The organism is Nocardia carnea NBRC 14403 (assembly GCF_000308515.1).
GTDB lineage: Bacteria > Actinomycetota > Actinomycetes > Mycobacteriales > Mycobacteriaceae > Nocardia > Nocardia carnea.
In genome coordinates, this window is record NZ_BAFV01000008.1 from 1 (window position 1) to 23,594 (window position 23,594).

Below are 23,594 nucleotides of genomic sequence, written 5' to 3' on the forward strand. Positions count from 1 at the left end.
AACCTTCTTACCGTGCAGTTCGACGAGTACGCAGGAGTGACCGAAATGGGCTACATGCATGCCTCCAGGCTAGTACCGCGCGGCTGCTTCACCTCACCCGCCGCGAGCACCGGTAGCCGCGGCAATTAGGCTGCTCAGGTAACCCCATCAGCGTTCCGGCCCGTTGCAGCGCCGGGCGCAGCTCACCCTTTTTCGTGAGGAGCAACCCGTGGCACGTGTCGTGGTCGAGGTGATGCCGAAGGCCGAGATCCTGGATCCGCAGGGGCAGGCCATAGCCGGCGCGCTACCGCGCCTGGGATTCGAAGGCGTCACCGATGTCCGGCAGGGCAAACGGTTCGAACTCGAGGTCGGCGACGATATGAGCGACGACCAGATCGCGGCGATCGCAGAATCGCTGCTGGCCAACACCGTGATCGAGGACTGGAAGGTGGTGCGCGTCTCGTGACCGCCCGTATCGGGGTCATCACCTTCCCGGGCACCCTCGACGATGTGGACGCCGCCCGTGCGGTCCGGCTGGCCGGCGCCGAGGCGGTGAACCTCTGGCACGCCGACGCCGACCTCAAAGGCGTGGACGCGGTCGTGGTCCCCGGCGGTTTCTCCTACGGCGACTATCTGCGCTGCGGTGCCATCGCCCGGTTCGCACCCGTGATGGGCACCGTGATCGAGGCCGCCGGCAAAGGTATGCCGGTACTCGGTATCTGCAACGGCTTCCAGGTGCTGTGCGAGGCCGGGCTGCTGCCCGGTGCGCTCACCCGCAACGAGGGCCTGCATTTCATCTGCCGCGACCAGTGGCTGCGGGTCGAGGCCACCGATACCGCCTGGACCTCCCGCTACGAACCCGGCGCGCAGATCCTGGTCCCGCTGAAATCGGGCGAGGGCCGCTACCAGGCTCCGCAGTCGGTTCTCGACGAGCTCGAGGGTGAGGGCCGGGTGGTGTTCCGCTACGAAGGCGACAACCCCAACGGCTCACAGCGTTCGATCGCGGGTATCGCCTCGGCGAACAAGCGGGTCGTGGGGCTCATGCCGCATCCGGAACACGCCACCGAAGCGCTCACCGGCCCCAGTGACGATGGGTTGGGGTTGTTCCTGTCGGCCCTGGACGTACTGGTCGCCGGCTGAACCCGGCCGGGCGGCCCACGTGATCTCGGAGTTTCTGTCGAGGTCGGGCCGCGCCGGGAGCCGGCATCCCGCGCGGGTCCTCGTACGGGGAGCCCCCGGCAGTCGTCGGCACACATAGAGTCACTGCTATGCCGAGTTCTGCTACCGCGGCTTCGGCCGCCGGTTTGTGTGCTTTCATCGACGCCTCGCCGTCCCCGTTCCATGTCTGCCGGACCATTGCCGAGCAGTTGGATGCCGACGGGTTCATTCGTCTCGACGAGACGCAGCCCTGGCCCAGCGCGGGGGGCCGGTACTACATCGTGCGCGGTGGGTCGCTGGTCGCCTGGGCCGATCCCGCGCAGACCGGTCCGTTCCGCGTCGTCGGGGCGCATACCGACAGCCCCAACCTGCGGGTCAAACAGCATCCCGATCTGTCGGTGGCCGGATGGCAGCTGGTGCGGCTGGAGCCGTACGGCGGGGCCTGGCTGAATTCCTGGCTGGATCGGGAGCTGGGGATTTCGGGCCGGTTGAGTGTGCGCGCGGGCAACGGGCTGGCCGAGCGGCTGGTGCGGATCGATGAGCCGATCCTGCGTGTCCCGCAGCTGGCCATCCATCTTTCCGAGGATCGGCGTGGGGTCACGCTCGACCCGCAGCGTCACGTGAACGCGATCTGGGGTGTGGGCAGCGAACCCGCTTCCTTCCTGGACTATGTGGCCGAGGCCGCGGGGGTGGATCCGGCGGCGGTGCTCGGGTGGGAACTGATGACCCACGACCTGGCGGCGAGCCGGGTGATCGGCGCCGGCCAGGACCTGATCAGCGCGCCGCGGCTGGACAACCAGGGCACCTGCTACGCCGGTCTGCAGGCGTTCCGCACGGCGGTGGACAACCCGGGCACCGCGGTTCCGGTGCTCGCGGTATTCGATCACGAGGAAGTGGGCAGTCAATCCGATCGCGGTGCCCAATCCGAACTGCTGCCCACGGTGCTGGAACGGATCGTGCTCGCGCGCGGCGGTGGTCGTGCCGATTTCCTGGCCGCGATGGCGGGGTCGGTCTGCGCCTCCGGTGATATGGCCCACGCCACCCACCCGAACTATCCGGAGCGGCACGAACCCGCGCACGGGATCGCGATCAACGGCGGACCGGTGCTCAAGGTCAACCAGAATCTGCGCTATGCGACCGATGCGGTCGGTGCGGGTGCGTTCGCGCTGGCCTGCGCGCAGGCGGGTGTCCCCATGCAGCGGTATGTGCATCGGGCCGATCTGCCGTGTGGATCCACCATCGGCCCGATGACCGCCGCCCGCACCGGTATGCCGACCGTGGATATCGGCGCACCGCAGCTGGCTATGCATTCGGCGCGGGAAATGATGGGTGCCGCCGATATCACCGCCTACGCTGCCGCGCTGGCTGCCTTCCTCGCTCCCGAGGAATGATCCCGCGGACAGTCCGCGGGAGTAGCCGCTTCACCGGACCCGGCGGGTGATGGCGTTGCCCGGCCCGTAGACCGATGGATTGCCGCTGAGCCCCGGGGGATCGGCGGTGATCGAGCGGCGTCCGGCCGCGGCCCGGTAGCCGGGGCGTCGGCGGCGATGGGGTCGGGAATGTGCGCGGCGCAGGTGAACGTAAGATTCGTGCTGGATCAAACCTGTCGGGGCCCCGCCGTCGAGGCCCTGTGTTCCGGCCCCACCCGTGTTCCCGATATCCCGCGGCGCCGACGCGAAAAAGCAGCCGTGGAATGCCCGGATACGCGACCCGGACCGGAGCCCGCGCGCGCCGGCGCGCCAACCTACGAAAGGATCCTGGTAATCCCGTGACTGAGCAGGTCGATACGGTCGCCACCGCCGCCGCACACCCGGATACGCCGCAGCCGTACGCCGAGCTCGGCCTCAAGGACGACGAATATGCCCGGATCCGGGAAATTCTGGGTCGCCGGCCCACCGATGCCGAACTGGCCATGTATTCGGTGATGTGGAGCGAACACTGCTCCTACAAGTCCTCCAAGGTGCATCTGCGCTATTTCGGGGAGACCACCACCGACGACATGCGTGCCTCGATGCTTGCGGGTATCGGTGAGAACGCGGGTGTGGTCGATATCGGTGACGGCTGGGCGGTCACCTTCAAGGTGGAGAGCCACAACCATCCGTCGTATGTCGAGCCGTACCAGGGCGCGGCCACGGGTGTCGGTGGGATCGTCCGCGACATCATGGCGATGGGTGCGCGGCCGATCGCGGTCATGGATCAGCTGCGGTTCGGTGCCGCGGATGCCGCGGATACCCGCCGGGTGGTCGACGGTGTCGTGCGCGGTGTCGGCGGGTACGGCAATTCGCTGGGGCTGCCGAATATCGGCGGTGAGACCGTATTCGATGCCTCCTACCAGGGAAATCCGCTGGTGAACGCGCTGTGCGCGGGTGTAATGCGGGTGGAGGATCTGCATCTCGCGTTCGCGTCCGGTGCCGGTAACAAGATCATCCTGTTCGGTGCGCGGACCGGCCTCGACGGTATCGGCGGCGTCTCGGTACTCGCTTCGGATACCTTCTCCGGCGACGAATCCGGCACCGGCCGCAAGAAGCTGCCGAGCGTACAGGTGGGTGACCCCTTCACCGAGAAGGTCCTCATCGAATGCTGTCTCGAGCTGTACCACGCCGGACTGGTCGTCGGTATCCAGGATCTCGGCGGCGCCGGGCTCTCCTGCGCGACCTCCGAACTGGCCGCTGCCGGCGACGGCGGAATGCGGATCGAATTGGACCGGGTCCCGTTGCGGGCCGCCGATATGACCCCCGCCGAAGTCCTTTCCAGCGAATCGCAGGAACGGATGTGCGCGGTGGTCACGCCGGAGAACGTCGACGCGTTCCTGGCGGTCTGCGCCAAATGGGATGTGCTGGCCACGGTGATCGGTGAGGTCACCGACGGTGAGCGGCTCGAGGTCACCTGGCACGGGGAAACCGTGGTGGATGTACCGCCGCGCACCGTGGCGCACGAGGGGCCGGTGTACGAGCGCCCTGTCCAGCGTCCCGGCACTCAGGACGCGCTCAACGCCGATACCCCGGACAACCTGCCCCGGCCGAAAACCGCCGAGGAACTGCGCGACACCCTGCTGAAGATGGTGTCCAGCCCGCAGCTGTGCAGCCGCCGCTGGATCACCGAACAGTACGACCGCTACGTCCGCGGTAACACCGTCCTCGCCGAATACGCCGACGCCGGTGTGATCCGGGTGGACGAGGGGACCGGGCGCGGTATCGCGCTGGCCACCGACGCCAACGGCCACTACACCAAGCTCGATCCCTACACCGGCGCGCGGCTGGCGCTGGCCGAGGCGTACCGCAATGTCGCCACCACCGGCGCCACCCCGAAGGCCGTCACCAACTGCCTGAACTTCGGGTCGCCGGAGGATCCCGGCGTGATGTGGCAGTTCCAGCAGGCCGTACGCGGACTCGCCGACGGCTGCGCCGAACTCGGCATCCCGGTGACCGGCGGCAATGTCAGCTTCTACAACCAGACCGGCGAGAATGCCATCCTGCCGACCCCCGTGGTGGGTGTGCTCGGTGTGATCGACGATGTGCACCGTCGTATTCCGACCGGCCTCGGCCTGGAGCCGGGGGAGACCCTGATCCTGCTGGGCGATACCAGGGACGAATTCGGTGGTTCGGTCTGGGCGCAGGTCGCACACGATCACCTGGGCGGATTGCCGCCGCAGGTGGATCTCGCCCGGGAGAAGTTGCTGGCGGAGGTGCTCACCGCCGGTTCCCGCGACGGCATGATCAGCGCCGCCCACGATCTGTCCGAGGGCGGTCTGGCCCAGGCCGTGGTCGAGGCCGCGCTGGCCGGCGAAACCGGCTGCCGCATCCTGCTGCCGGAGGACGCCGACCCGTTCGTCACGCTGTTCTCCGAATCGGCGGGCCGGGTACTGGTCGCGGTACCGCGGTCGGAGGAGACCCGGTTCACCCGGATGTGCACCGCCCGCGAACTGCCGTGGGTGCGGATCGGGGTGGTGGACCAGGGCTCGGATTCGATCGATGTACAGGGCCAGTTCTCCGTACCGATGGCCGAACTCCGCGCCGCCTACGAGGGCACGCTGCCGGCCCTTTTCGGCGGCCACGCCTGATTCCGGGGCGGGCGTGCCACGCCGGAGGTGACCCGAGCCACCCGCCGGTACCGGTTGCGCCCGCCATACTGGATAGGTGCTGGAGACCGCGGACACAGTGACCCGATTGCGGTCGCGCTGTATTGCGGTGATCGAGCGCGTCGAGCGGATCGTCGACCTGAATTATGTGGGTCTGGTGGTCGCGACGGTGTTCTTCGCGCTCTCGGTGACGCCGTCGCTGCTGCCGCGCGATTGGATGTTCCAGGGCCTGATCAGTGGGATCAACGCGGCCATCGGCTATGGCGTGGGGTGTCTGCTCGAATGGCTGTTCCGGTTGTGGATCCGGCCCCGGCTCACCCGGATTCCCGCCCCGCCCCGCTGGACTCGGTACGCGCTGAAAACCGCGGTACTGCTCAGCGCCGCGCTGGGTGCTGCCTACATGCTCGTCCAATCGGCGCACTGGCAGCGCGAAATCGCGGCATTGATGGGGATGGAAGGCACCACCACCCCGGCGTATCTGCGGACCGGGGGATTGAGCCTGGCCATCGGCATCCTCGTCGTCGCCGGGTATCGCACCGTGCGCGAACTCATCCTGTTCTTCGCCCGGCAGTTGAACCGCTGGGTGCGGATACCGCGGGAACTGGCCCCCTCGGCCGGCGCGCTGGTACTGGTCCTGCTGGTGGTGACCCTGTTCAACGGTGTGGCCACCCGTGCGTTCTTCGCCGTCGCCAATTCCGCGTTCAGCGTCCGTAACGACACCACCTCCGAGTACGCGATCCCACCGCGGCTGCCGGAACGGTCCGGCAGCCCGGATTCCCTGGCGGCGTGGGACACCCTCGGTTTCGAGGGCCGCTGGTTCGTCTCGCACGGCCCGAGCGCGGACCGGATCTCCTGGGTCACCGGCCGGCCGGCCCGCGAACCGATCCGCGCCTATATCGGGCTCGAGTCCGTCGCCGATACCGAGCGCACCCAGGCCGAACTCGCCGTCGCGGAACTGGAACGAACCGGCGCCTTCGATCGCGAGGTGCTGGTCGTGGTCACCACCACCGGCACGGGCTGGGTCAATTCCATGGCGGCCAATGCGATCGAGTACATGTACGGCGGCGATACCGCCATCGTGGCCAGTCAATATTCGTATCTGCCCAGCGCACTGTCCTTCCTGGCCGACCGCGGCAAGGCCGCCGCCGCGGGCCGCGACCTGTTCGATGCGGTGTACGAAAGGACACGTACCCGCGCGCCCGAGGACCGCCCGAAACTGCTGGTGTACGGGGAAAGTCTCGGTTCACAAGGGTCGGAGGCCGCGTTCGACGGACTGGCCGATCTGCGCGCGAAGGTCGACGGCGCGCTCTGGGTCGGCCCGCCCAACTCCAACCGGCTGTGGCAGCAATTCGTCAGCCGCCGCGACCCGGGCTCCCCGGAGACGCGGCCGGTGTACGCCGACGGACTGGTGATCCGGTTCGCCACCGACGCCGCCGATCTCGGCCGCCCGGGCCCGGAATGGCGGGCCCCGCGCATTGCCTATCTGCAACACGCCTCCGACCCGATCGTCTGGTGGTCGACGGATCTCCTCTTCAGCCGTCCGGACTGGCTGTCCGAACCGCGCGGCGTGGATGTCTCCCCGCGGATGCGCTGGGCCCCGCTGGTCACGTTCTGGCAGGTCTCCGCGGACCTCACGAACGCCCAGGGCGTCCGGGACGGGCACGGGCACCGGTACGGGAGCCTCGTCATGGACGCTTGGGCCGCGGTCACCCACCCGCCGGGGTGGAACCCCGAACTGGCTGAGCGGGTCAGGCTCGAGATCGAGGCATACGAGGCCTATGAGCGTGAGGTGAAATGAGAATCCGGGTCGTCGCCGCACTGGCCGCGCCGCTGCTGTGGAACAACTGGCTGCTGCCGCGGCTCGCGCTGGATCGCCGCGGCCGCACCGCCGCCGGCGCCCTCGCGGCGACCGGGTACGCAATCGCGTTGCGCGGCCGCCCGAACTGGGTCTCCGCCCGGGGTGCCGGGGTCGGGATCGGCTGCGCCGCGCTGGTCGCGGCCGGGTACGCGGTGGCGTTCGCGGTACCTGCCGTGCGTCGCTCGCTGTCCGGGTCGGCGGACCGCGCTGCGGATGTGAGCACTGTGGAGTGGGTCGCGGTGCATATTCCGCTCGGCACCGTCTACACCGAGGAACTGATCTTCCGTGCCACCCTGGACCCGCTGCTGGACAAGGAATTCGGAAAACGTGCCGGAACCGCCTTCGGCAGCGCTGCTTTCGGACTGTGGCATATCCATCCCGCCCGCGCCGCGGGCGACAGTGTGCTCGGCACAGTGATTTTCACCGGTGCCGCCGGGCTGGTGTTCGGCACGCTGCGACGGTGGACGGGCAGCGCCACCGCGCCGGCCTTGCTGCATTGGGCGGTGAATGCGGGCGGTGCCGTCTTCGCCCGGCTCGACGCCGTTCGCGCGGCGCCGGTTTCGCCGGTTTCCGGTGGGCGCGGACGTCGTGAAAGTGACACACTTCGCCGGTGAGGTTGATCGACAGCGACGGATACGGTGTGGAACTCACTGTTGCCGGATATCAGTTTCCGGACCATATCGATCCGCGAATCAGGTACAGCTGGCTGATAATCGCCGGCACCGCGAACTGCCCCGAGGGGAACTGGTCTTTCCGCTGGCAGGCACTGACGCTCGACGATGCCGTCGAACTGGCCGAATGGCTACGGCGTATCGCCGGCGCAGCCGAACCCGGCGGTGAGCCGCTATCGGAACCCGCACGGCTCGAGTTCACCGAACCCAATCTGAGCTTCACCGCGGTATCCGTGGCCGATGCGGTGGAATTGCGGATCGGCCTGGACCTCGAATTCTCGCCGCCCTGGAACAGGCGCGTGACGGCGGGCGAGCCCAGCGTGGTCGCGGCGCGGCTCGGCGCGGCGGATCTGACAACCGCGGCCGAGGAACTCGGTGCCGAATTGGGCAGTTATCTGCCGCCCGGTGGCCGGCTGCTCGGCCGCGTCCGCTGATTCGCGGCCGGGGTTGCGCCGGGAGTGCTGCGCCGGGTGATATCGCCCACGTTGCGCCCGACCGTCCACGAGGCTTATGGACGATCGCCCTGATATGCACCTCGGGTGGCTCGCCCCGGCAGGAAAACCGTGGCGGGGCACCCGGCAGTACCCCACTGTTTGTGCAGGTGAAAGGCAGGTTAACTGGGTGGGGACGGTTGCTGGTTCGTGGTTGCCGGTACGCGAAGCGGAGTTGCCGGGATCGCGGTTCGGCCGCCCCGGCCGCGCTTGCTGCCGGGGTGCTGATCCGGTGCCGCTTCCCGGACGTGCACCCGTAGAATGTCGGTTGCCCCCCACACCCGCCCGACCAGGGAGCGCACGGTGACCCTCGCCGATCGATCGGCCCTCAGCAACCCCACCGCAACCGATGAGACGGAGAACCCGCCTCGTGAGGAATGCGGAGTCTTCGGAGTCTGGGCTCCGGGGGAGGACGTGGCCAAACTCACCTACTACGGCCTGTATGCGTTGCAGCACCGCGGTCAGGAGGCAGCGGGTATCGCGGTCTCCGACGGTTCGCAGGTGCTGGTTTTCAAAGACCTCGGACTGGTGAGCCAGGTCTTCGACGAGCAAACCCTCGCCGCCATGCCCGGCCATGTGGCCATCGGCCACTGCCGGTACTCGACCACCGGTGCTACCACCTGGGAGAACGCGCAGCCGATCTTCCGGACCACCGCCGTCGGTTCCGGGCTCGCGCTCGGCCACAACGGCAACCTGGTCAACACCGCCGAATTGGCCGACCGGGCGCGTGAACTCGGCCTCGTCGGCGGCCCCGGCCGCCCCGGTGCCGTCTCGGCCACCTCCGATTCCGATGTGATGACAGCCCTGCTGGCCCATGCCGCCGCCGATTCGAGTATCGAACAGGCCGCCATGGAGCTGCTGCCCACCGTGCGCGGCGCGTTCTGCCTGACGTTCATGGACGAGCACACCCTCTATGCCGCCCGCGACCCGCACGGAGTGCGCCCGCTGGTACTCGGCCGGCTGGACCGCGGCTGGGTGGTCGCCAGCGAAACCGCCGCCCTCGATATCGTCGGCGCCTCCTTCGTCCGCGAGATCGAGCCCGGGGAGCTGCTGGCCATCGACGCCGACGGTGTGCGGTCGCTGCGTTTCGCCAACCCCGAACCCAAGGGTTGCGTATTCGAATACGTCTACCTGGCCCGTCCGGACAGCGCCATCGCCGGCCGGTCCGTCCACGCGACGCGGGTCGAGATCGGCCGCCGCCTCGCCGGCGAACACCCCGTCGACGCCGACCTGGTGATTCCCGTCCCGGAGTCCGGTACACCGGCCGCGGTCGGCTACGCCCAGGGCTCCGGTGTGCCCTACGGGCAGGGGTTGATGAAGAACGCCTATGTCGGCCGCACCTTCATCCAGCCCAGCCAGACCATCCGGCAGCTCGGAATCCGGCTGAAACTCAACCCCTTGCGTGAGGTGATCCGGGGCAAGCGGCTGATCGTGGTCGACGATTCCATCGTCCGCGGCAATACCCAGCGCGCCCTGATCCGGATGCTGCGCGAAGCAGGCGCCCTCGAAATCCATGTCCGGATCGCTTCGCCGCCGGTGAAGTGGCCGTGTTTCTACGGAATCGATTTCGCCTCCCGCGCGGAACTCGTCGCAAACAACGCCGGTACCGACCCGGACGGCCCCACCGGTACGGCCGCCGACCCGGCGGCACTGCACGATATGGTCGAGGGCGTACGCCGGTCCATCGGCGCCGATACCCTGGGCTACATCTCGCTCGACGGTATGATCGCCGCCACCGAACAGCCCAGCTCCCGGCTGTGTGCCGCATGTTTCGACGGCCACTACCCGATCCCGTTGCCCACCGAAGCCTCCATCGGCAAGAACCTCCTGGAATTCGGCGGCCGGTCGCCGAGCCTGCTCACCGAAAACGCCAACGCCAGCGCCCTCAGCCGGCCGTGACACGGCGCCGCCGCGGGCGGCGCGGGGTTCGGCCCGTAAGCAAACATAGGGGTAGCACCCCGCGCGCCGGAGCCGCGCCATAGACTCAGACCAGGCAATTATCCGCGGATTCGGTTTGGAGCTTCCCCCGACAATGACTGAGCAGAACGCTACCGGTGCCGGTGCCTCCTATGCCGAAGCAGGCGTGGATATCGAGGCCGGTGACCGGGCCGTCGAGTTGTTCGCCCCGCTGGCGCGTAAGGCCACCCGCCCCGAGGTGCAGGGCGGACTGGGTGGTTTCGCCGGGCTGTTTGCGCTGAAGAAGAACTATCGGGAGCCCCTGCTCGCATCCTCCACCGACGGTGTCGGCACCAAGATCGCGGTTGCGCAGGCCATGGACAAGCACGACACCGTAGGCCTGGATCTGGTGGCGATGGTCGTCGACGATCTGGTGGTATGCGGTGCCGAACCGCTGTTCCTGCAGGATTACATCGCCGTCGGCAAGGTAGTGCCGGAACGGGTCGCCGAACTGGTCTCCGGTATCGCCGAGGGATGTGTCCGCGCCGGGTGCGCATTGCTGGGCGGGGAAACCGCAGAACACCCCGGAATGATGGGTGCCCAGGATTACGATCTGTCGGCCACCGGCGTCGGTGTGGTGGAGGCCGATGAGCTACTCGGCCCGGACCGGGTGCGCCCCGGCGATGTGGTGATCGCCATGGGATCGTCCGGTCTGCATTCCAACGGTTACAGCCTGGCCCGCAAGGTGCTGCTGGAGATCGACCGGATGGCGTTGAGCGGGCATGTGGAGGAGTTCGGCCGCACCCTCGGTGAGGAACTGCTGGAACCGACCCGGATCTACGCCAAGGACTGCCTGGCGCTGATCGCCGAGACCGATGTCCGCACCTTCTCCCATATCACCGGCGGCGGTCTGGCGGCCAACTTGGCTCGGGTGCTACCGGCCGGGCTGGTGGCCGAACTGGATCGTGGATCGTGGAGCCCGGCACCGGTGTTCAAGATGATCGCGCAACGGGGCCGGGTGGACCGCGCCGAGATGGAGAAGACGTTCAACATGGGCGTCGGAATGGTGGCCGTGGTGGCCCCCGAGGATGTCGATCGGGCGCTGGCCGTGCTCACCGCACGCCATATCGAATGCTGGACGCTGGGTACGGTGAAGAAGGCCAAGGATGCCGATGCGCCGCGTACCGTCCTCCTGGGCGACCATCCCCGTTTCTGAGCCGAGCCTCAGCCCCGGGCCTGAGCATTCGATCCCACTGTGTCCCATGCACTCGCGCCGGCGGCCGGCCGCGGTTGTGGGAACCGACCCGCAGATGCCGGGCGACTCCTACCGCGAAATCGGGTGTCTTATGCCCCGGCGCCCCTGATTCGGGTAGTCGACCCGGCTCGGGTCACCGGTTCTGGCTGCAGCAGTACGTACTTCCTGGCGTTCCCCGATAGGCGTGCTGTCGGGGAATGCCCGATCTGCTTCGAATCAGCGGCGACGGCTGGTAATCCGAGGTCGCCGCTTCGGAGTCCGGCAGCGGCAGGGCCGACTGGGTAGCTCGGAGCGGCCGGCAGACCGGATTGCCCGGGAAACGACGGACCCATAGCGGCGTGAGCAGCACCGCTCGGCCGTAACGTGAACCCGATGGGCCACTGCAATCGAACAGTGCGGCTATCGATGTGCGGGACGAAGCGATCCTTCGCCTGCGAGCCATCGGACCGAGGATGAAGAGTATGAACTGGCGACCCGTCGGTGCGGGTCGCCTGCTCACACGTTGTTCCGATTCGGCGCTGCCGACAGGGACCATTCGGACCGACTCGCCGGTTCACGTCATCCACCGCCCGGGAACCCGGCGGGGAACGGCGCGAACCGGCGTCAACGGCCAAAGCGGAGGCCCAACGGCCTCCCCCCGAACGGTTTACCTGATCAGCGGCGCCAGTCGTCGTAGTTGTCGTCCTCGTCCCATTTGGACAAGGAGTCGTCCGCGTCGTGCTCATCCGACAGGACTCCGCCACGGCGGGCGTTGTCACTACCGGAAAGCTCGCGCTGAAGGCTCGCCAAATCAGTCGTCGGCGAGCTGTACTTCAGCTCGCGAGCGACCTTGGTCTGCTTTGCCTTAGCCCGGCCACGGCCCATGGCTGACCCCCTCGCGTCACAGCGGGGCGGCCTGGGGATTGGTGGCGGCCCCGTTCGAATTAATATCTTCCTGACAGACACTTTAGCGCGTGTCCGGCGGTTGCGCCTCCATGAGTCGGCTATCCGGTGTATCGACCGACCGGTTTGCCGATGTTTCGCTGCTCAGCCGCTAGTCGGAATCGCCTCGGGTATGGCGCGTATCACACCCACGCGGTTGCCTCCTCCGAATACCGGAGGCGCGGCGAGCTCGGCCAGTTCCGCCGACCACGCCACCCCCATGCGCTGCAGAATTGCCATGGTCAGTGGGATTCTCGCCCGGTCGGCGCCGTCATCGATCTTGTAGGCGAAGGCGCTGCCATCCGGCAACGCGCCCGCGTGCACACCGTCGGCGCCGATCTTGCAGAGCAGTCCGGGCACCGCGCGCATGGTCAGCAGATCGGGTCCGTTGGTGCCCGAAATCACCCACGGCCGGTCGCGTAGGACATCGGCGATGCGGCGTTCCGGGGTCCCCGGAACCGAGGTCGCCAGTGTTGTGAAGGCGCGTGCGAGGTTGACCAGCGCGACCGGGACGATGGGCAGGCCGCACCCGTCGATCCCGAGATCGGTTTCCGGTTCGCCGGTCACCGCGATCACCTGCGCCGCGACCGCCTGCTGCAGCGGGTGGCCGGGGTCGGTGTAACCGGCGGTCGGCCATCCGTTCAGCACACAGGTCGCCAGCATGGCGGCATGTTTGCCGGAGCAGTTCATAAAACGTTTCGCGGGACCTTCACCGCGGTGGATCACTCCGGCGCGGGCCTTCTCGTCCATCGGCAGATCGGGCGGGCAGGCCAGATCGTCCTCGGCGAAGCCGTAGCGGTCCAGGAGACGTTCGACCAGCCGGATGTGTTCCGGCTCGCCGGTATGCGAGGCACCGGCGATGGCGAGCTCGTCCTCGTCGATCGGGTCGAAGCCGAGTTTCAGCAGGGTGAGCGCCTGCAGCGGTTTGTTGGTGGAGCGTGGATAGATCGGGACGTGCACGGAACCGGTCTCGAACGTCGGCTCACCGTCCGGTCCGACGATCACCACCGAACCGCGGTGCACACATTCGCGGAAACCGGAGCGCACCACTTCCACCAGATCGACGCTCATGCGTTGCCCTCCGAAAGTGAGCGGCCACCGCGTTCCGGGGATACCCGCACTGCCACCGACGGGCGTCGTCTGTTCATACGGTCGCCCCGGCTTCTCCGGCCGGAAGGGGAGGAGCCGCTGCGGCTCCCCTCGGGGTGGCCGTCGCGATCGCGGCGGGTCCGCCGGCGACCGAGTCGGTCGCCGGTCCGGCGGCGCCGCGGCGCTTCGCGTGGCGGGTGATCTGGGCGCGGACGATATCGGAGACGCTGGGTTCGGCGTCGAGCAGCAGTTCCAGTCGCCGTGGGTCCGCACCGGTGAAGACATCACGGACGGTGACGCCGTGCTCGGGAACGTGTACGACCTCGACCTCGTCACCGGCGCCGACACTGCCCTCGGTGAGCACCCGGAAGTAGCACCCGGTGTTCGCCCAGTGGGTGAAGCGGCGCACCCACTGCGGCTCACCGGCCCAATGGCCGAAGGTGGCGCAGGGGACCCGTGGTCCACTGACCTCGAACACCGCCTCGCCGACGGTGCAGCGCGCGCCGACGACGGCATCGCTGAGCGGGAGCCCGGCGATCCGCAGGTTCTCCCCGAACCAGCCGACGGGCAGTTCCCGGCCCCGTTCGGCAGACCAGTTCGCCGCGTCTTCGTCGGCGTAACCGTAGACGGCCTGGTGTACGCCGCCGTGGTCTCTCGTATTGCAGACGTGGTCGCCGTCGAGGCCGAGGCGTTGCGCCCGGACCCGCCCGGTGACGGGGCGTTTGTCGATTGCGCTGCGCCCGACCCGGCCCGGCACCGTCAGCTCGGCGTGGACGACGCAGACGGCCAGTACCCGGCCGGTGTGCCCAACCCGCATCCGCGCTCCTCTCGGATCGTCGTGCTCGATACGCGTCGGGTCAGCGCCCGCGGAGCCGTTCGATGGCTTGGCGGCCGGGCTGGGGGCTGTCGTCGGCGACCACCGAATCGGGGTCTACGGCCGCGGCGGTATCGTCCACGGTGAGCTGGGTATCGACCGGAATGTTGCGTTTGATCAGCGCGAGCGCGATGGGGCCGAGTTCGTAGTGGTCGATCACCGTGCCGAGCACGCCGACCGTCCGGCCGCCCGCGGTGATCGGGTCGCCGGGGGTGGGGCGTTCGTCGGCGGAGCCGTCGAGATGGAGCAGGACCAGCCGCCGCGGTGGTTTGCCGAGGTTGTGGACGCGGGCCACGGTCTCCTGGCCGCGGTAGCAGCCTTTCTGGAGATGCACGGCGCCGTACTCGTCGGGCGCGCCGATCCAGTTCACCTCGTGCGGGATGGTGCGGTCGTCGGTGTCCACACCGATCCTGGGACGTGCGGCGGCGACCCGCAGGGCTTCGTAGGCCCAGGAACCGGCCGGTTGCGCACCGGCTGCGGTCAGTTCGGTCCAGTGCGTCATCAGCTGATCCCGGGGGACCACGAGATCGAAGGAATCCGCGGTGGGCCAGGGCATCCGGCGCAGGAAACCGCCACCCGGAAGCGGTAGCGCCTCATACGTCTCGGGTAGCCGGTCCAGGCCGAGGGCGGGAGTCGCGGTGTGCGCGAGCGGGCCGAGCAGGCTCAGCACCGCGTAGTCCGGCTCCGCCTGCGGTTTGGCATCGGCCCAGAAAACCATCTTGCCGAGGAAGTCCAGCAGGGCCGGGCCGCGCTCGGCCTCGGTATCGATCCACACCGTTCCGGCGAGCTCGGTGAGGACGAAATGATGCTGCACCCGGCCGTTGAGGTCCAGGTCGAGGTTCTCCGCGCTGCGCCCGTCGGCCAATTCGGCGATGTGCTGGCTGGTGACGGTATGCAGCCAGGTCAGCCGCTCGGCGCCGGTGATGGAGAAGACGAAACGGTGCGACCGGTCCACGAGCGCGAGCCGTTCGTTCGCGGCGCGCTGTTCGCCGAGTGGGTCGCCGTAATGCCAGGGGACCGGAGCGTCCGGGGAGCCGGGCACAGCGGCTACGGCTCCCGGTACAGCGAGGACAGGGCTGGGTGCGGCGACCACGGACACGGCTCCACTCTAGGAGCAAAACCCGCCGGCGCGCACGGTCGGGGTGTCAACCAGGGGTTTCGGGTCGGTCCCGATCCGGGTGCACCGGTATCAGCGGCAGCAGGCGGGCGATTTCCGGGGCGCGGCCGCCGGAGGCATCGACCCGGCCCGCGGCGACGGCGGCCGGGAAATCCAGGAGCCCGGTCGCGAGCAACAGCCAGGTGCGCGGATCGGTTTCCACGACATTGGGCGGGTTGCCGCGGGTGTGCCGCGGACCTTCCACGCATTGGACCGCGACGAAAGGCGGAATCCGGACCTCCACCGAATGCCCGGGTGCCGCGGCGGCCAGCGCGCGGGCGGTACCCCGGACGGCGGCGGCGAGTTCCGGCCGTGCCGGGGCCGGCGAGTTCTCGTCGAGCAGCCATGCGCGCACCGCGATCACCGCCGAGCGCACCTCGGCCGGGTCGGTCTCCGTCCGTCGAGCCATGATCCGACTTTAACGAGCGCCGAAACCCGGGGCCGAAACACCGGATCGCCACGCGCCGAAGTGGCGTGCTCGAGACATCGGATTGCCGGTATTGCCAGTACTGTCGATATTTGCGACCCTCACGCGGCCCGGTGTTGGCCTACGCTCATGCGCATGGTGGATCGAGTACTTGTAACACTCGACGGTGAAGTCCGCGACGCGGACCAGCCGTTGTTGTATGCCGACGATCTCGGCACGTTGCGCGGTGACGGAATTTTCGAGACGGCGCTGGTCCGCGGTGGCACGGTCTGCGCGCTCGATTTCCATCTGGCCAGATTGCGTCGCTCCGCGCAGGCGCTCGATCTACCCGAACCCGATCTCGCGCGCTGGCGGGAAGCGATGGAGACCGCGGCAAAGGAATGGGGAGCCGAGACCGAGGGCGTTATGCGGCTGGTGCTGACCCGGGGCCGGGAGGGCGAACTGGGTGGTCCCAAATCGGCGGTGCGCTCGGGGGAATTGTCCGAGGCTGTTCCGGTTCCGACGACCTATGTCATGGTCACGGGGGTGCCGGAAAGGGTGGAAACGGCCAGAGCCGAGGGTGTCGCGGTGGTGACCCTGACCCGCGGTATCTCGATCGATCTCGCGCAGGCCGCCCCGTGGCAGCTGCTCGGCGCGAAAACCCTTTCCTACGCGACCAATATGGCCGCGCTGCGGTTCGCGGCCCGGATGGGCGCCGACGATGTCATCTTCACGAGTACGGAGCACCGGGTGCTCGAGGGGCCGCGTTCGACGGTGATGATCGTGCGGGACAAGCAGCTCATCACTCCGCCGGCCAAGCACGGCGTGCTGCCGGGGATAACTCAGCGGGCGCTGTACGCGGAAGCGGAACGCAAGGGTTACGACTGCCGTTACGAGCCGCTGTTCAGTGCCGACCTGTTCGACTGCGACAGCATCTGGATGCTCAGCAGTGTGACGCTGGCGGCGCGGGTCAACTCGCTGGACGGGGTTCGGCTGTCGGCGACGGATTCGGCGAACGATATCGTCGAGATGGTGGGTCGGGGGATCGAGCGGGCCGGGACGATCGCGGACTGGTGAGTTGTCTCGCCCGGGTTACCGGGCTGATGTGAGTTGTTGCGGAACTGTCGGTTATTTGGTGTCGGTGGACACATTGATCCGGCCGTCCCGGCGCGTAATCTATTACTACGACACGTCGTAGTAATAGGAGGCTCGCGTGGATGCCCTGGATGTCTCGCGATGGCAGTTCGGCATCACGACCGTCTACCACTTCTTGTTCGTTCCCCTGACGATCGGCCTGGCGCCCCTGGTCGCCGGGATGCAGACCGCCTGGGTGATCACCGGTAAAGACCACTGGTACCGGCTGACCAAATTCTTCGGAAAACTGTTCCTGATCAACTTCGCGCTCGGGGTCGCCACCGGGATCGTGCAGGAATTCCAGTTCGGAATGAACTGGAGCGAATACTCCCGTTTCGTCGGGGACGTCTTCGGGGCTCCCCTGGCCCTCGAAGGGCTGGTGGCCTTCTTCATGGAATCCACCTTCATCGGCCTGTGGATATTCGGCTGGTCCCGGCTACCGAAACTCGTGCATCTGGCCACTATCTGGATGGTGGCGATCGGCGTCAACGCCTCCGCGTACTTCATCATCGCCGCCAACTCGTTCATGCAGCATCCCGTCGGCGCCCGATACAACCCCGAAACGGGCCGCGCGGAACTGACCAGCATCGTCGAACTGCTCACCAACAACACGGCCCTGGCCGCGTTCCCGCACGTGGTAGCGGGCTCGTTCCTCACCGCCGCCACCTTCGTGGCCGGGATCGCCGGCTGGTGGATGGTGCGCAACGCGCGCAGCGGTGATGCGGGAAAACTGGCCGAGGCGCGCACCATGTGGCGTCCCGCGGCGCGGGTTTCCCTGCTGATTGCGGTGGTTTCCGGGGCCGCCCTGGTCTACACCGGCGACGTCCAGGGCAAACTCATGTTCGAGCAGCAGCCCATGAAGATGGCGTCGGCGGAATCGCTGTGCCATACCGCGCTCGACCCGGATTTCTCGATCCTCACCGTCGGCACCCACAACAACTGCGACAGCGTCACCCATGTGCTCGACGTGCCCTTCGTGCTGCCCTGGCTGGCCGAAGGCCAGTTCACCGGCGTAGAACTCGAGGGCGTCGTCGATCTGCAGCAGGCCTACAACGAGAAATTCGGGCCCGGCGACTACCGGCCCAACCTGTTCGTCACCTACTGGTCGTTCCGCGCCATGATCGGCCTCGCCGCCGGATCGGCTCTACTGGTGTTCGCGGGCTTCTGGATGACCCGCCGCGGCCGCGTACCGGATCAGCGCTGGTACTCGTGGTTGAGCCTGCTCGCCATCCCGACCCCGTTCCTGGCCAATGCGGCCGGGTGGGTATTCACCGAGATGGGCAGGCAACCCTGGGTCGTGGTGCCCAACCCGACCGGTGACCAGGATCTGCGGCTCATGGTCCAGGACGGGGTCTCCGATCATGCGGCCGCGACGGTGTGGATTTCGCTGATCACCTTCACCGTTGTCTACGGGCTGCTCGCCGTCGTGTGGTTCTACCTGATGCGCCGCTACGTGCGGGAAGGGCCGGAACGGCCGCCCGAGGGTGAATCCGATTCCGAAAAACCTGCCGCCGAGCAGCTTTCGTTCGCCTACTAGGAGCCGGGGATGGAACTGCAGGAATTCTGGTTCGTACTGATCGGGGTGCTCTTCACCGGGTACTTCGTGCTGGAAGGCTTCGATTTCGGGGTCGGGATGCTCATGCCGATACTCGGTAAAGGCTCCGATACCCGGCGGCGCGTGGTGCTCAACACCATCGGGCCGGTCTGGGACGGCAACGAGGTCTGGCTGATCACCGCCGGCGGCGCACTGTTCGCGGCGTTCCCGGAGTGGTACGCGAGCATGTTCTCCGGTTTCTACTTTGCGCTGCTGCTGTTGCTGGTGGCGTTGATCCTGCGGATCTGCGCGATCGAATACCGCGGCAAGATCGACGATCCGCGCTGGCGGGCCCGGTGCGACCTCGGCATCGGTATCGGCTCCTGGGTGCCCGCGCTGGCGTGGGGCTGGGTTTTCGCCAATATCGTGCGCGGCGTACCGCTCGATGCCGATAAACAGTTCACCGGCGCGATCGCGGGCCTGTTCAGCCCGTACGCCCTGCTGGGTGCCCTCACCACCGGACTGCTGTTCGCCCTGCACGGCGCGGTGTTCCTGGCGCTCAAAACCGCGGGTGACGTACGCGCCGACGCAGTGCGCACCGCCCGGCTGCTGCTGGTGCCCACGGCCGCCGTGGTCGGCGGTTTCGGTCTCTGGACCCAGCTCGCCTACGGGGCGGACTGGACCTGGATCCTGCTGGCGGCCGCAGTATTCGGGCTGCTCGGGGGAGCCGCGGCCCTGTTCGCCGGCCGCGACGGCTGGGCGTTCACCGGTACGGCGCTTACCGTCCTCGCCGCCACCGCGCTGCTGTTCGGTGCGCTGTTCCCGGATGTCCTGCCCTCCACCATCGATCCCGCGTACAACCTCACGGTCGACAACGCCTCGTCCACCCCGTACACGTTGAAGGTCATGAGCTGGGCGGCATTGGCCGTCACACCGGTCGTCCTCGGTTACCAGGCCTGGACGTACTGGGTGTTCCGCAAACGCATTAGTGTCGAGCACATCCCAGCCGGAATCGGACTTTCCCCACGTATCGCAAACGAGGAGTGACCCCTGATGGCCCGCCCGCCCGTGGACCCACGCCTGTGGCGGTACGCACGCTCGGCCCGGAACTATCTGGTGCTCAGCGTCGGTCTGTCGCTGCTGACCACGGTCGCCATCGTGGCCGCCGCGGTTCTGCTGGGGCGGGTGCTGGCCGGTGTCATCACCGATCCGGGGCAGCGGTCCGTGGCCGCCTGGCACACCGAACTGGTGCTGCTGGCGATCGCGGTCGCGGTCCGGGTGCTGGCCGCCTGGTGGCAGGCGCGGATCGCGCATCGGGCCGGCGTCCGGGTGGTCGCCGAGCTGGAGCAGTCGGTCCTCGCCGCGGGTGCCGGCCTACCGCCCCGCGAACTGGAAACGCGCCGCACCGAACTCGCCGTGGTGGTGAGCAGCGGGCTCAGCGGTCTGCGGCCCTACCTCACCGGATATGTGCCCGCTCTGCTGCTGGCCGTGCTGGTACCGCCGGTGGTGCTGGTGGTGATCGCCGCGCACGATCTCACCTCGGCCGCCATCGTGGTCATCACCCTGCCGCTGATCCCGATCTTCATGGTGCTCATCGGCCTGCTCACCGAGGGCCGGGCCCGCGCCACCCTGGACGCCACCACCCGGCTGTCCGATCAGCTCCTCGACCTGTTCGCCGGGATGCCCACCCTGCGTGCCCTCGGCCGGGAAACCGGGACGGCCACCGAAACCCCCGGTCGCACGATGAGCCGTCAGGTCCGGGAACTGGGCGAATCGTTGCACCGGCGCACCATGAGCGCGCTGCGGATCGCGTTCCTCTCCTCGATGGTGCTCGAACTATTGGCGACCCTGTCGGTCGCTCTGGTCGCCGTGGCGATCGGAATGCGGCTGGTACACGGCGATATGTGCCTGTATGCCGGTGTGGTCGCACTGGTTCTCGCGCCGGAGGTCTACCTGCCGCTCCGGACCGTGGGCGAACGGTTCCATGCGGCTCAGGACGGAATGGCGGCCGCCGACAAAGCTTTCGCGATCCTCGACCCGGCGGGTACGGAGGACGGTAACCGTTCGGATCCGGCGCACGACCGGGAACAGGCCATCTCGGAAAAGTCGTCGGCGGCAGGTGCGGGCGGGCCGGGACGTGCCGCGAGTAGCGGGCGGGGAGTGATCGAATTACGGGACCTGACTGTCGAATCCCGGGACGGCGCCGCGCCCGACGGCTTGTGGGCGCAATTGCGCCCCGGTGCCGTCACCGCGCTCACCGGACCGAACGGCAGCGGTAAATCTACCGTGCTGCAGGCGATCCTGGGCCTGATCGAGCCCACCCGCGGCGCGGTGTTCGCCGACGGAGTGGATATCCGGCAGCTGCCCGCGGACCAGTGGTGGCAGCGGCTGGCGTGGCTGCCGCAGCGGCCGGTCCTGGTGCCGGGCACGCTGCGGGAGAACCTCGAACTGCTCGGTGCCACCGTGTCCGGCTCGCCACGGCGAGGCGCGGCCCGGGTGCTCAGCGAACTCGATGCCGCCTGCGCCACAACCGGTTTCGATACCGTACTCGAATCGCTACCCGCCGGCTGGGATACCGTCGTCGGATCCGGTGGCATCGGGCTCTCCCTGGGGCAACGTCAGCGCCTTGCCCTCACCCGGGTCCTTGCCGCCGGGCGTCCGATCGTGCTGCTGGACGAACCGACCGCTCACCTGGACGCCGATAGCGAGACCGCGGTGGCGGGCGCATTGACAACACTCGCGCGTACCGGGGTCACCGTCGTAGTGGTCGCGCACCGTCCCGCACTGCTGTCTGCCGCGGACGAAATCGTCACGGTCCCGTCGACCGCTCGGCGGGTGGCCCGATGAGCACCCGGCCTTCGAACCCCCGGCGGCCACATTCCATCGGAAGGGCGGGTCGCGGGCCGCTACGCCGCTGGGTCCGGATGCGGTTGCTACTGCGTGACACCCGTCAGATGTGGGAACTGCTGGAAATCCCCCGATGGCGATTGGCAGTCGCGGTCGCATGGGGTGTGCTGGCCCTGGGCAGCGGTCTCGGCTTGGCCGCGCTCGCCGCCTGGTTGATCGCCCGCGCCTGGCAGATGCCGCCGGTACTGGATCTCACCGTCGCCGTGGTCGCGGTCCGGGCGCTCGGTATCTCGCGCGGACTGTGCCGCTATCTCGAGCGGCTCGCCACCCACGATGTAGCGCTGCGCTCGATGACCGCGGCCCGTACCTCGGTGTATCGGGCACTCGCACGGGCACCGCTGTGGTTGACCCGCCGTTCGGAAACCGGATTTCCCGGTACGACCGAAACCCCGGCCCCGGCGGGGACTTCCGGACGACCGCTGCCCATCGCCCCGGGTGTGCCCGGCCGGCTGCGTCGCGGGGATGTGCTGGTCCGGGTGGGCACCGATATCGATGATCTCGGAGCCGTCGTGGTTCGCACCTTCGTGCCCATTGCGGTGGCACTGGTGTTGTCGGTGGCCGCAGTAACGCTACTGGCCTTCATCTCCCCGGCGGCCGCGGCCGTCCTGGCCGCCGCGCTGTTCGTCGCCGGTGTCGTCGCGCCGTGGCTGTCGGCGCGGGCCGCGTCCGGCGCCGAACGAGCGGCGCGTGCCGACCGCGCGGAGTTCACCGCGCACGCGCTCACGGTTCTGGACCACGCCGCCGAGCTACGGGTCGCCGGGAAACTGGACACCGCCCTCGCCACCGCCGCCGCGGCCGACGATCGAGTCCTCGCGGCCGAGGACCGCGCCGCCGCCCGTACCGCGTGGGCTGCCGCAGCGACCCCGCTGGCGACCGGGATCAGTGTGCTCGCTGCCCTCCTGATCGGGATCTCCCTCTACGGACCGGACGGCGGTACCCCGGGAGCCATGACACCCATGGCGATGGCTGTGCTCGTCCTGCTGCCGCTCTCGTCCTTCGAAGCGACCGGTGCGCTACCGGCCGCGGCTCAGTCCCTCACCGTGGCGCGGGCGGCGTTGCACCGGCTGCGCGCGGTCTCGCCGGACCACCGCACCGAACCGGTCGAACCGCAGCCTTCCGGCGCTGCTGCCGCGGCCGGAGTACCGGCCGATACCCGTAAACGATTCGGTACGGGCGGCAACCCGCATCCCTTCCCCTACGCCGACAGCCGCGCCGACGGTGTGGTGATCGGCTGGGTCGGCGACGGGCAATGGCAGATACCGCCACGCCCGCAGGCCGCACGTATCGCGGTCGTCGGACCCAGCGGGGCGGGGAAAACGACCCTGCTGATGGCTTGGGCCGGACTTTTCGACCACCCCGACGAAGAGGTGCGCTTCTTCGCCGAGGATGCCCACTTGTTCGGCACGAGCGTCTTGGAGAACCTGCGGGTGGCCCGCGGCGACCTGGATGCCGAAACGGCAGAACGGGCATTACGCACCGTAGGGCTGGGGGAATGGCTGGACGGCCTGCCGGACGGCGTGCACACCGATCTCGTCGGCGGGGCCGCCGCCGTATCGGGCGGGCAGCGCCGGCGGATCCTGCTCGCCCGCGCACTGGTCTCGCCCGCCCGTGTACTGCTCCTCGACGAGCCCACCGAACATCTGGACGCCGCCGCGGGCGCCCGGCTGCTGCGCGATCTGCTCGATACCGGCAGCGGTCTGGTCGCATCGGACCGTGATGTGGTGGTCGTCACACATCAACTCCCGGCCGGGCACCACGCCGGACTGGTGCTCACCGTGGACGAATCCGGCCAGGTCCGGGCGGCTTTTCCGGATGGCGACGCGACGTATTACGCCGTCGACGAAATTCCGTTGCCGACCCCGGCCACCCGCGGCTAGGTTCGTGGGTACACAAGGAAGGAGGTGATCCGACGAATGGAAATTCAAAGGACGCGTGAGGTGGCTGTCAGCTGAGCGCTGTAGCCGGCTGTGCACGGATTCCGTTCACCCCTATGCGCTGAGCGAATTCCAGGCAGCCACCCGGCCCCCGAGTCCCCGATCCGTCCGATCGGGATCGGTCGCCGATCCCACCGGTATCCGCCGGGGGATCGCGTTCGATATGGCTCGGGGGTCGTTCCATATCCGGACCACGGTGGGCACCGATACCGCAAGGACTCGCGCACGGGACCAGCTGCCGGTTCGCCCAACG

At 68.3% G+C, this 23,594-nt stretch carries 19 protein-coding genes; 14 read left to right on the forward strand and 5 right to left on the reverse strand.

Annotation, left to right across the window (positions count from 1 at the left end; translation table 11 throughout):
• Positions 1 to 208 precede the first annotated feature (208 nt).
• From purS to purM, 9 genes are all read left to right on the forward strand, one after another.
• Positions 209 to 445, forward strand: a complete 237-nt coding sequence (gene purS / locus ON22_RS02635) for a phosphoribosylformylglycinamidine synthase subunit PurS (protein WP_033244081.1) — start codon at positions 209 to 211, stop codon at positions 443 to 445.
• Positions 442 to 1,119 (forward strand): phosphoribosylformylglycinamidine synthase subunit PurQ, encoded by a 678-nt coding sequence (purQ, locus tag ON22_RS02640; protein WP_033244082.1) that lies wholly within the window; start codon positions 442 to 444, stop codon positions 1,117 to 1,119. Before purS ends, purQ begins: the two co-directional genes overlap by 4 nt.
• Before the next feature lie 128 nt (positions 1,120 to 1,247).
• Entirely contained in the window at positions 1,248 to 2,528 is a 1,281-nt protein-coding gene (locus ON22_RS02645; protein WP_033244083.1) for a M18 family aminopeptidase, read from the forward strand.
• 377 nt (positions 2,529 to 2,905) lie between these two features.
• Positions 2,906 to 5,197, forward strand: coding sequence for a phosphoribosylformylglycinamidine synthase subunit PurL (purL, locus tag ON22_RS02655; RefSeq protein WP_033244085.1), 2,292 nt, complete (start codon positions 2,906 to 2,908; stop codon positions 5,195 to 5,197).
• Positions 5,198 to 5,273: 76 nt separating this feature from the next.
• Entirely contained in the window at positions 5,274 to 7,013 is a 1,740-nt protein-coding gene (locus ON22_RS02660) for an alpha/beta hydrolase (protein ID WP_033244086.1), read from the forward strand.
• Positions 7,010 to 7,687: a CPBP family intramembrane glutamic endopeptidase gene (locus ON22_RS02665; RefSeq protein ID WP_063820522.1), complete on the forward strand. Its 678-nt coding sequence runs from the start codon at positions 7,010 to 7,012 to the stop codon at positions 7,685 to 7,687. The genes ON22_RS02660 and ON22_RS02665 overlap by 4 nt, the downstream gene beginning before the upstream one ends.
• Entirely contained in the window at positions 7,684 to 8,178 is a 495-nt protein-coding gene (locus tag ON22_RS02670; protein WP_156052287.1) for a WapI family immunity protein, read from the forward strand. The genes ON22_RS02665 and ON22_RS02670 overlap by 4 nt, the downstream gene beginning before the upstream one ends.
• Positions 8,179 to 8,538: 360 nt before the next feature.
• Positions 8,539 to 10,134, forward strand: coding sequence for an amidophosphoribosyltransferase (gene purF, locus ON22_RS02675; RefSeq protein WP_033244088.1), 1,596 nt, complete (start codon positions 8,539 to 8,541; stop codon positions 10,132 to 10,134).
• A gap of 133 nt (positions 10,135 to 10,267) precedes the next feature.
• A complete protein-coding gene (purM, locus tag ON22_RS02680; RefSeq protein WP_033244089.1) occupies positions 10,268 to 11,347 on the forward strand; it encodes a phosphoribosylformylglycinamidine cyclo-ligase in 1,080 nt (359 codons plus the stop codon).
• A gap of 693 nt (positions 11,348 to 12,040) precedes the next feature.
• Here the strand turns inward: purM and ON22_RS02685 are convergent.
• The 5 genes from ON22_RS02685 to ON22_RS02705 form a co-directional block, all read right to left on the reverse strand.
• The gene (locus tag ON22_RS02685) at positions 12,041 to 12,250 is read right to left on the reverse strand and encodes a DUF3073 domain-containing protein (RefSeq protein ID WP_033244090.1); all 210 of its coding nucleotides are present in this window, start codon (positions 12,248 to 12,250) and stop codon (positions 12,041 to 12,043) included.
• Between the two features lie 162 nt (positions 12,251 to 12,412).
• Entirely contained in the window at positions 12,413 to 13,378 is a 966-nt protein-coding gene (locus tag ON22_RS02690; protein ID WP_033244091.1) for an asparaginase, read from the reverse strand.
• A gap of 73 nt (positions 13,379 to 13,451) precedes the next feature.
• Positions 13,452 to 14,213: an MOSC domain-containing protein gene (locus ON22_RS02695; RefSeq protein WP_081595281.1), complete on the reverse strand. Its 762-nt coding sequence runs from the start codon at positions 14,211 to 14,213 to the stop codon at positions 13,452 to 13,454.
• A gap of 40 nt (positions 14,214 to 14,253) precedes the next feature.
• The gene (gene ygfZ / locus ON22_RS02700; protein WP_033244092.1) at positions 14,254 to 15,369 is read right to left on the reverse strand and encodes a CAF17-like 4Fe-4S cluster assembly/insertion protein YgfZ; all 1,116 of its coding nucleotides are present in this window, start codon (positions 15,367 to 15,369) and stop codon (positions 14,254 to 14,256) included.
• Positions 15,370 to 15,415: 46 nt separating this feature from the next.
• Positions 15,416 to 15,835 (reverse strand): sterol carrier family protein, encoded by a 420-nt coding sequence (locus ON22_RS02705; RefSeq protein WP_033244093.1) that lies wholly within the window; start codon positions 15,833 to 15,835, stop codon positions 15,416 to 15,418.
• 153 nt (positions 15,836 to 15,988) lie between these two features.
• Between ON22_RS02705 and ON22_RS02710 the strand changes: the two genes are divergently transcribed.
• From ON22_RS02710 to cydC, 5 genes are all read left to right on the forward strand, one after another.
• A complete protein-coding gene (locus ON22_RS02710) occupies positions 15,989 to 16,909 on the forward strand; it encodes an aminodeoxychorismate lyase (protein ID WP_033244559.1) in 921 nt (306 codons plus the stop codon).
• 136 nt (positions 16,910 to 17,045) lie between these two features.
• Positions 17,046 to 18,503 carry a cytochrome ubiquinol oxidase subunit I gene (locus ON22_RS02715; RefSeq protein WP_033244094.1) on the forward strand — a complete coding sequence of 486 codons (1,458 nt, stop codon included), beginning with the start codon at positions 17,046 to 17,048 and terminating at the stop codon, positions 18,501 to 18,503.
• Between the two features lie 9 nt (positions 18,504 to 18,512).
• Positions 18,513 to 19,547, forward strand: coding sequence for a cytochrome d ubiquinol oxidase subunit II (gene cydB, locus ON22_RS02720; RefSeq protein ID WP_033244095.1), 1,035 nt, complete (start codon positions 18,513 to 18,515; stop codon positions 19,545 to 19,547).
• Positions 19,548 to 19,553: 6 nt separating this feature from the next.
• Positions 19,554 to 21,347: a thiol reductant ABC exporter subunit CydD gene (gene cydD / locus ON22_RS02725; RefSeq protein WP_033244096.1), complete on the forward strand. Its 1,794-nt coding sequence runs from the start codon at positions 19,554 to 19,556 to the stop codon at positions 21,345 to 21,347.
• A 77-nt stretch (positions 21,348 to 21,424) separates the two neighbouring features.
• A complete protein-coding gene (cydC, locus tag ON22_RS02730) occupies positions 21,425 to 23,284 on the forward strand; it encodes a thiol reductant ABC exporter subunit CydC (RefSeq protein WP_051157091.1) in 1,860 nt (619 codons plus the stop codon).
• Positions 23,285 to 23,594: the final 310 nt, after the last annotated feature.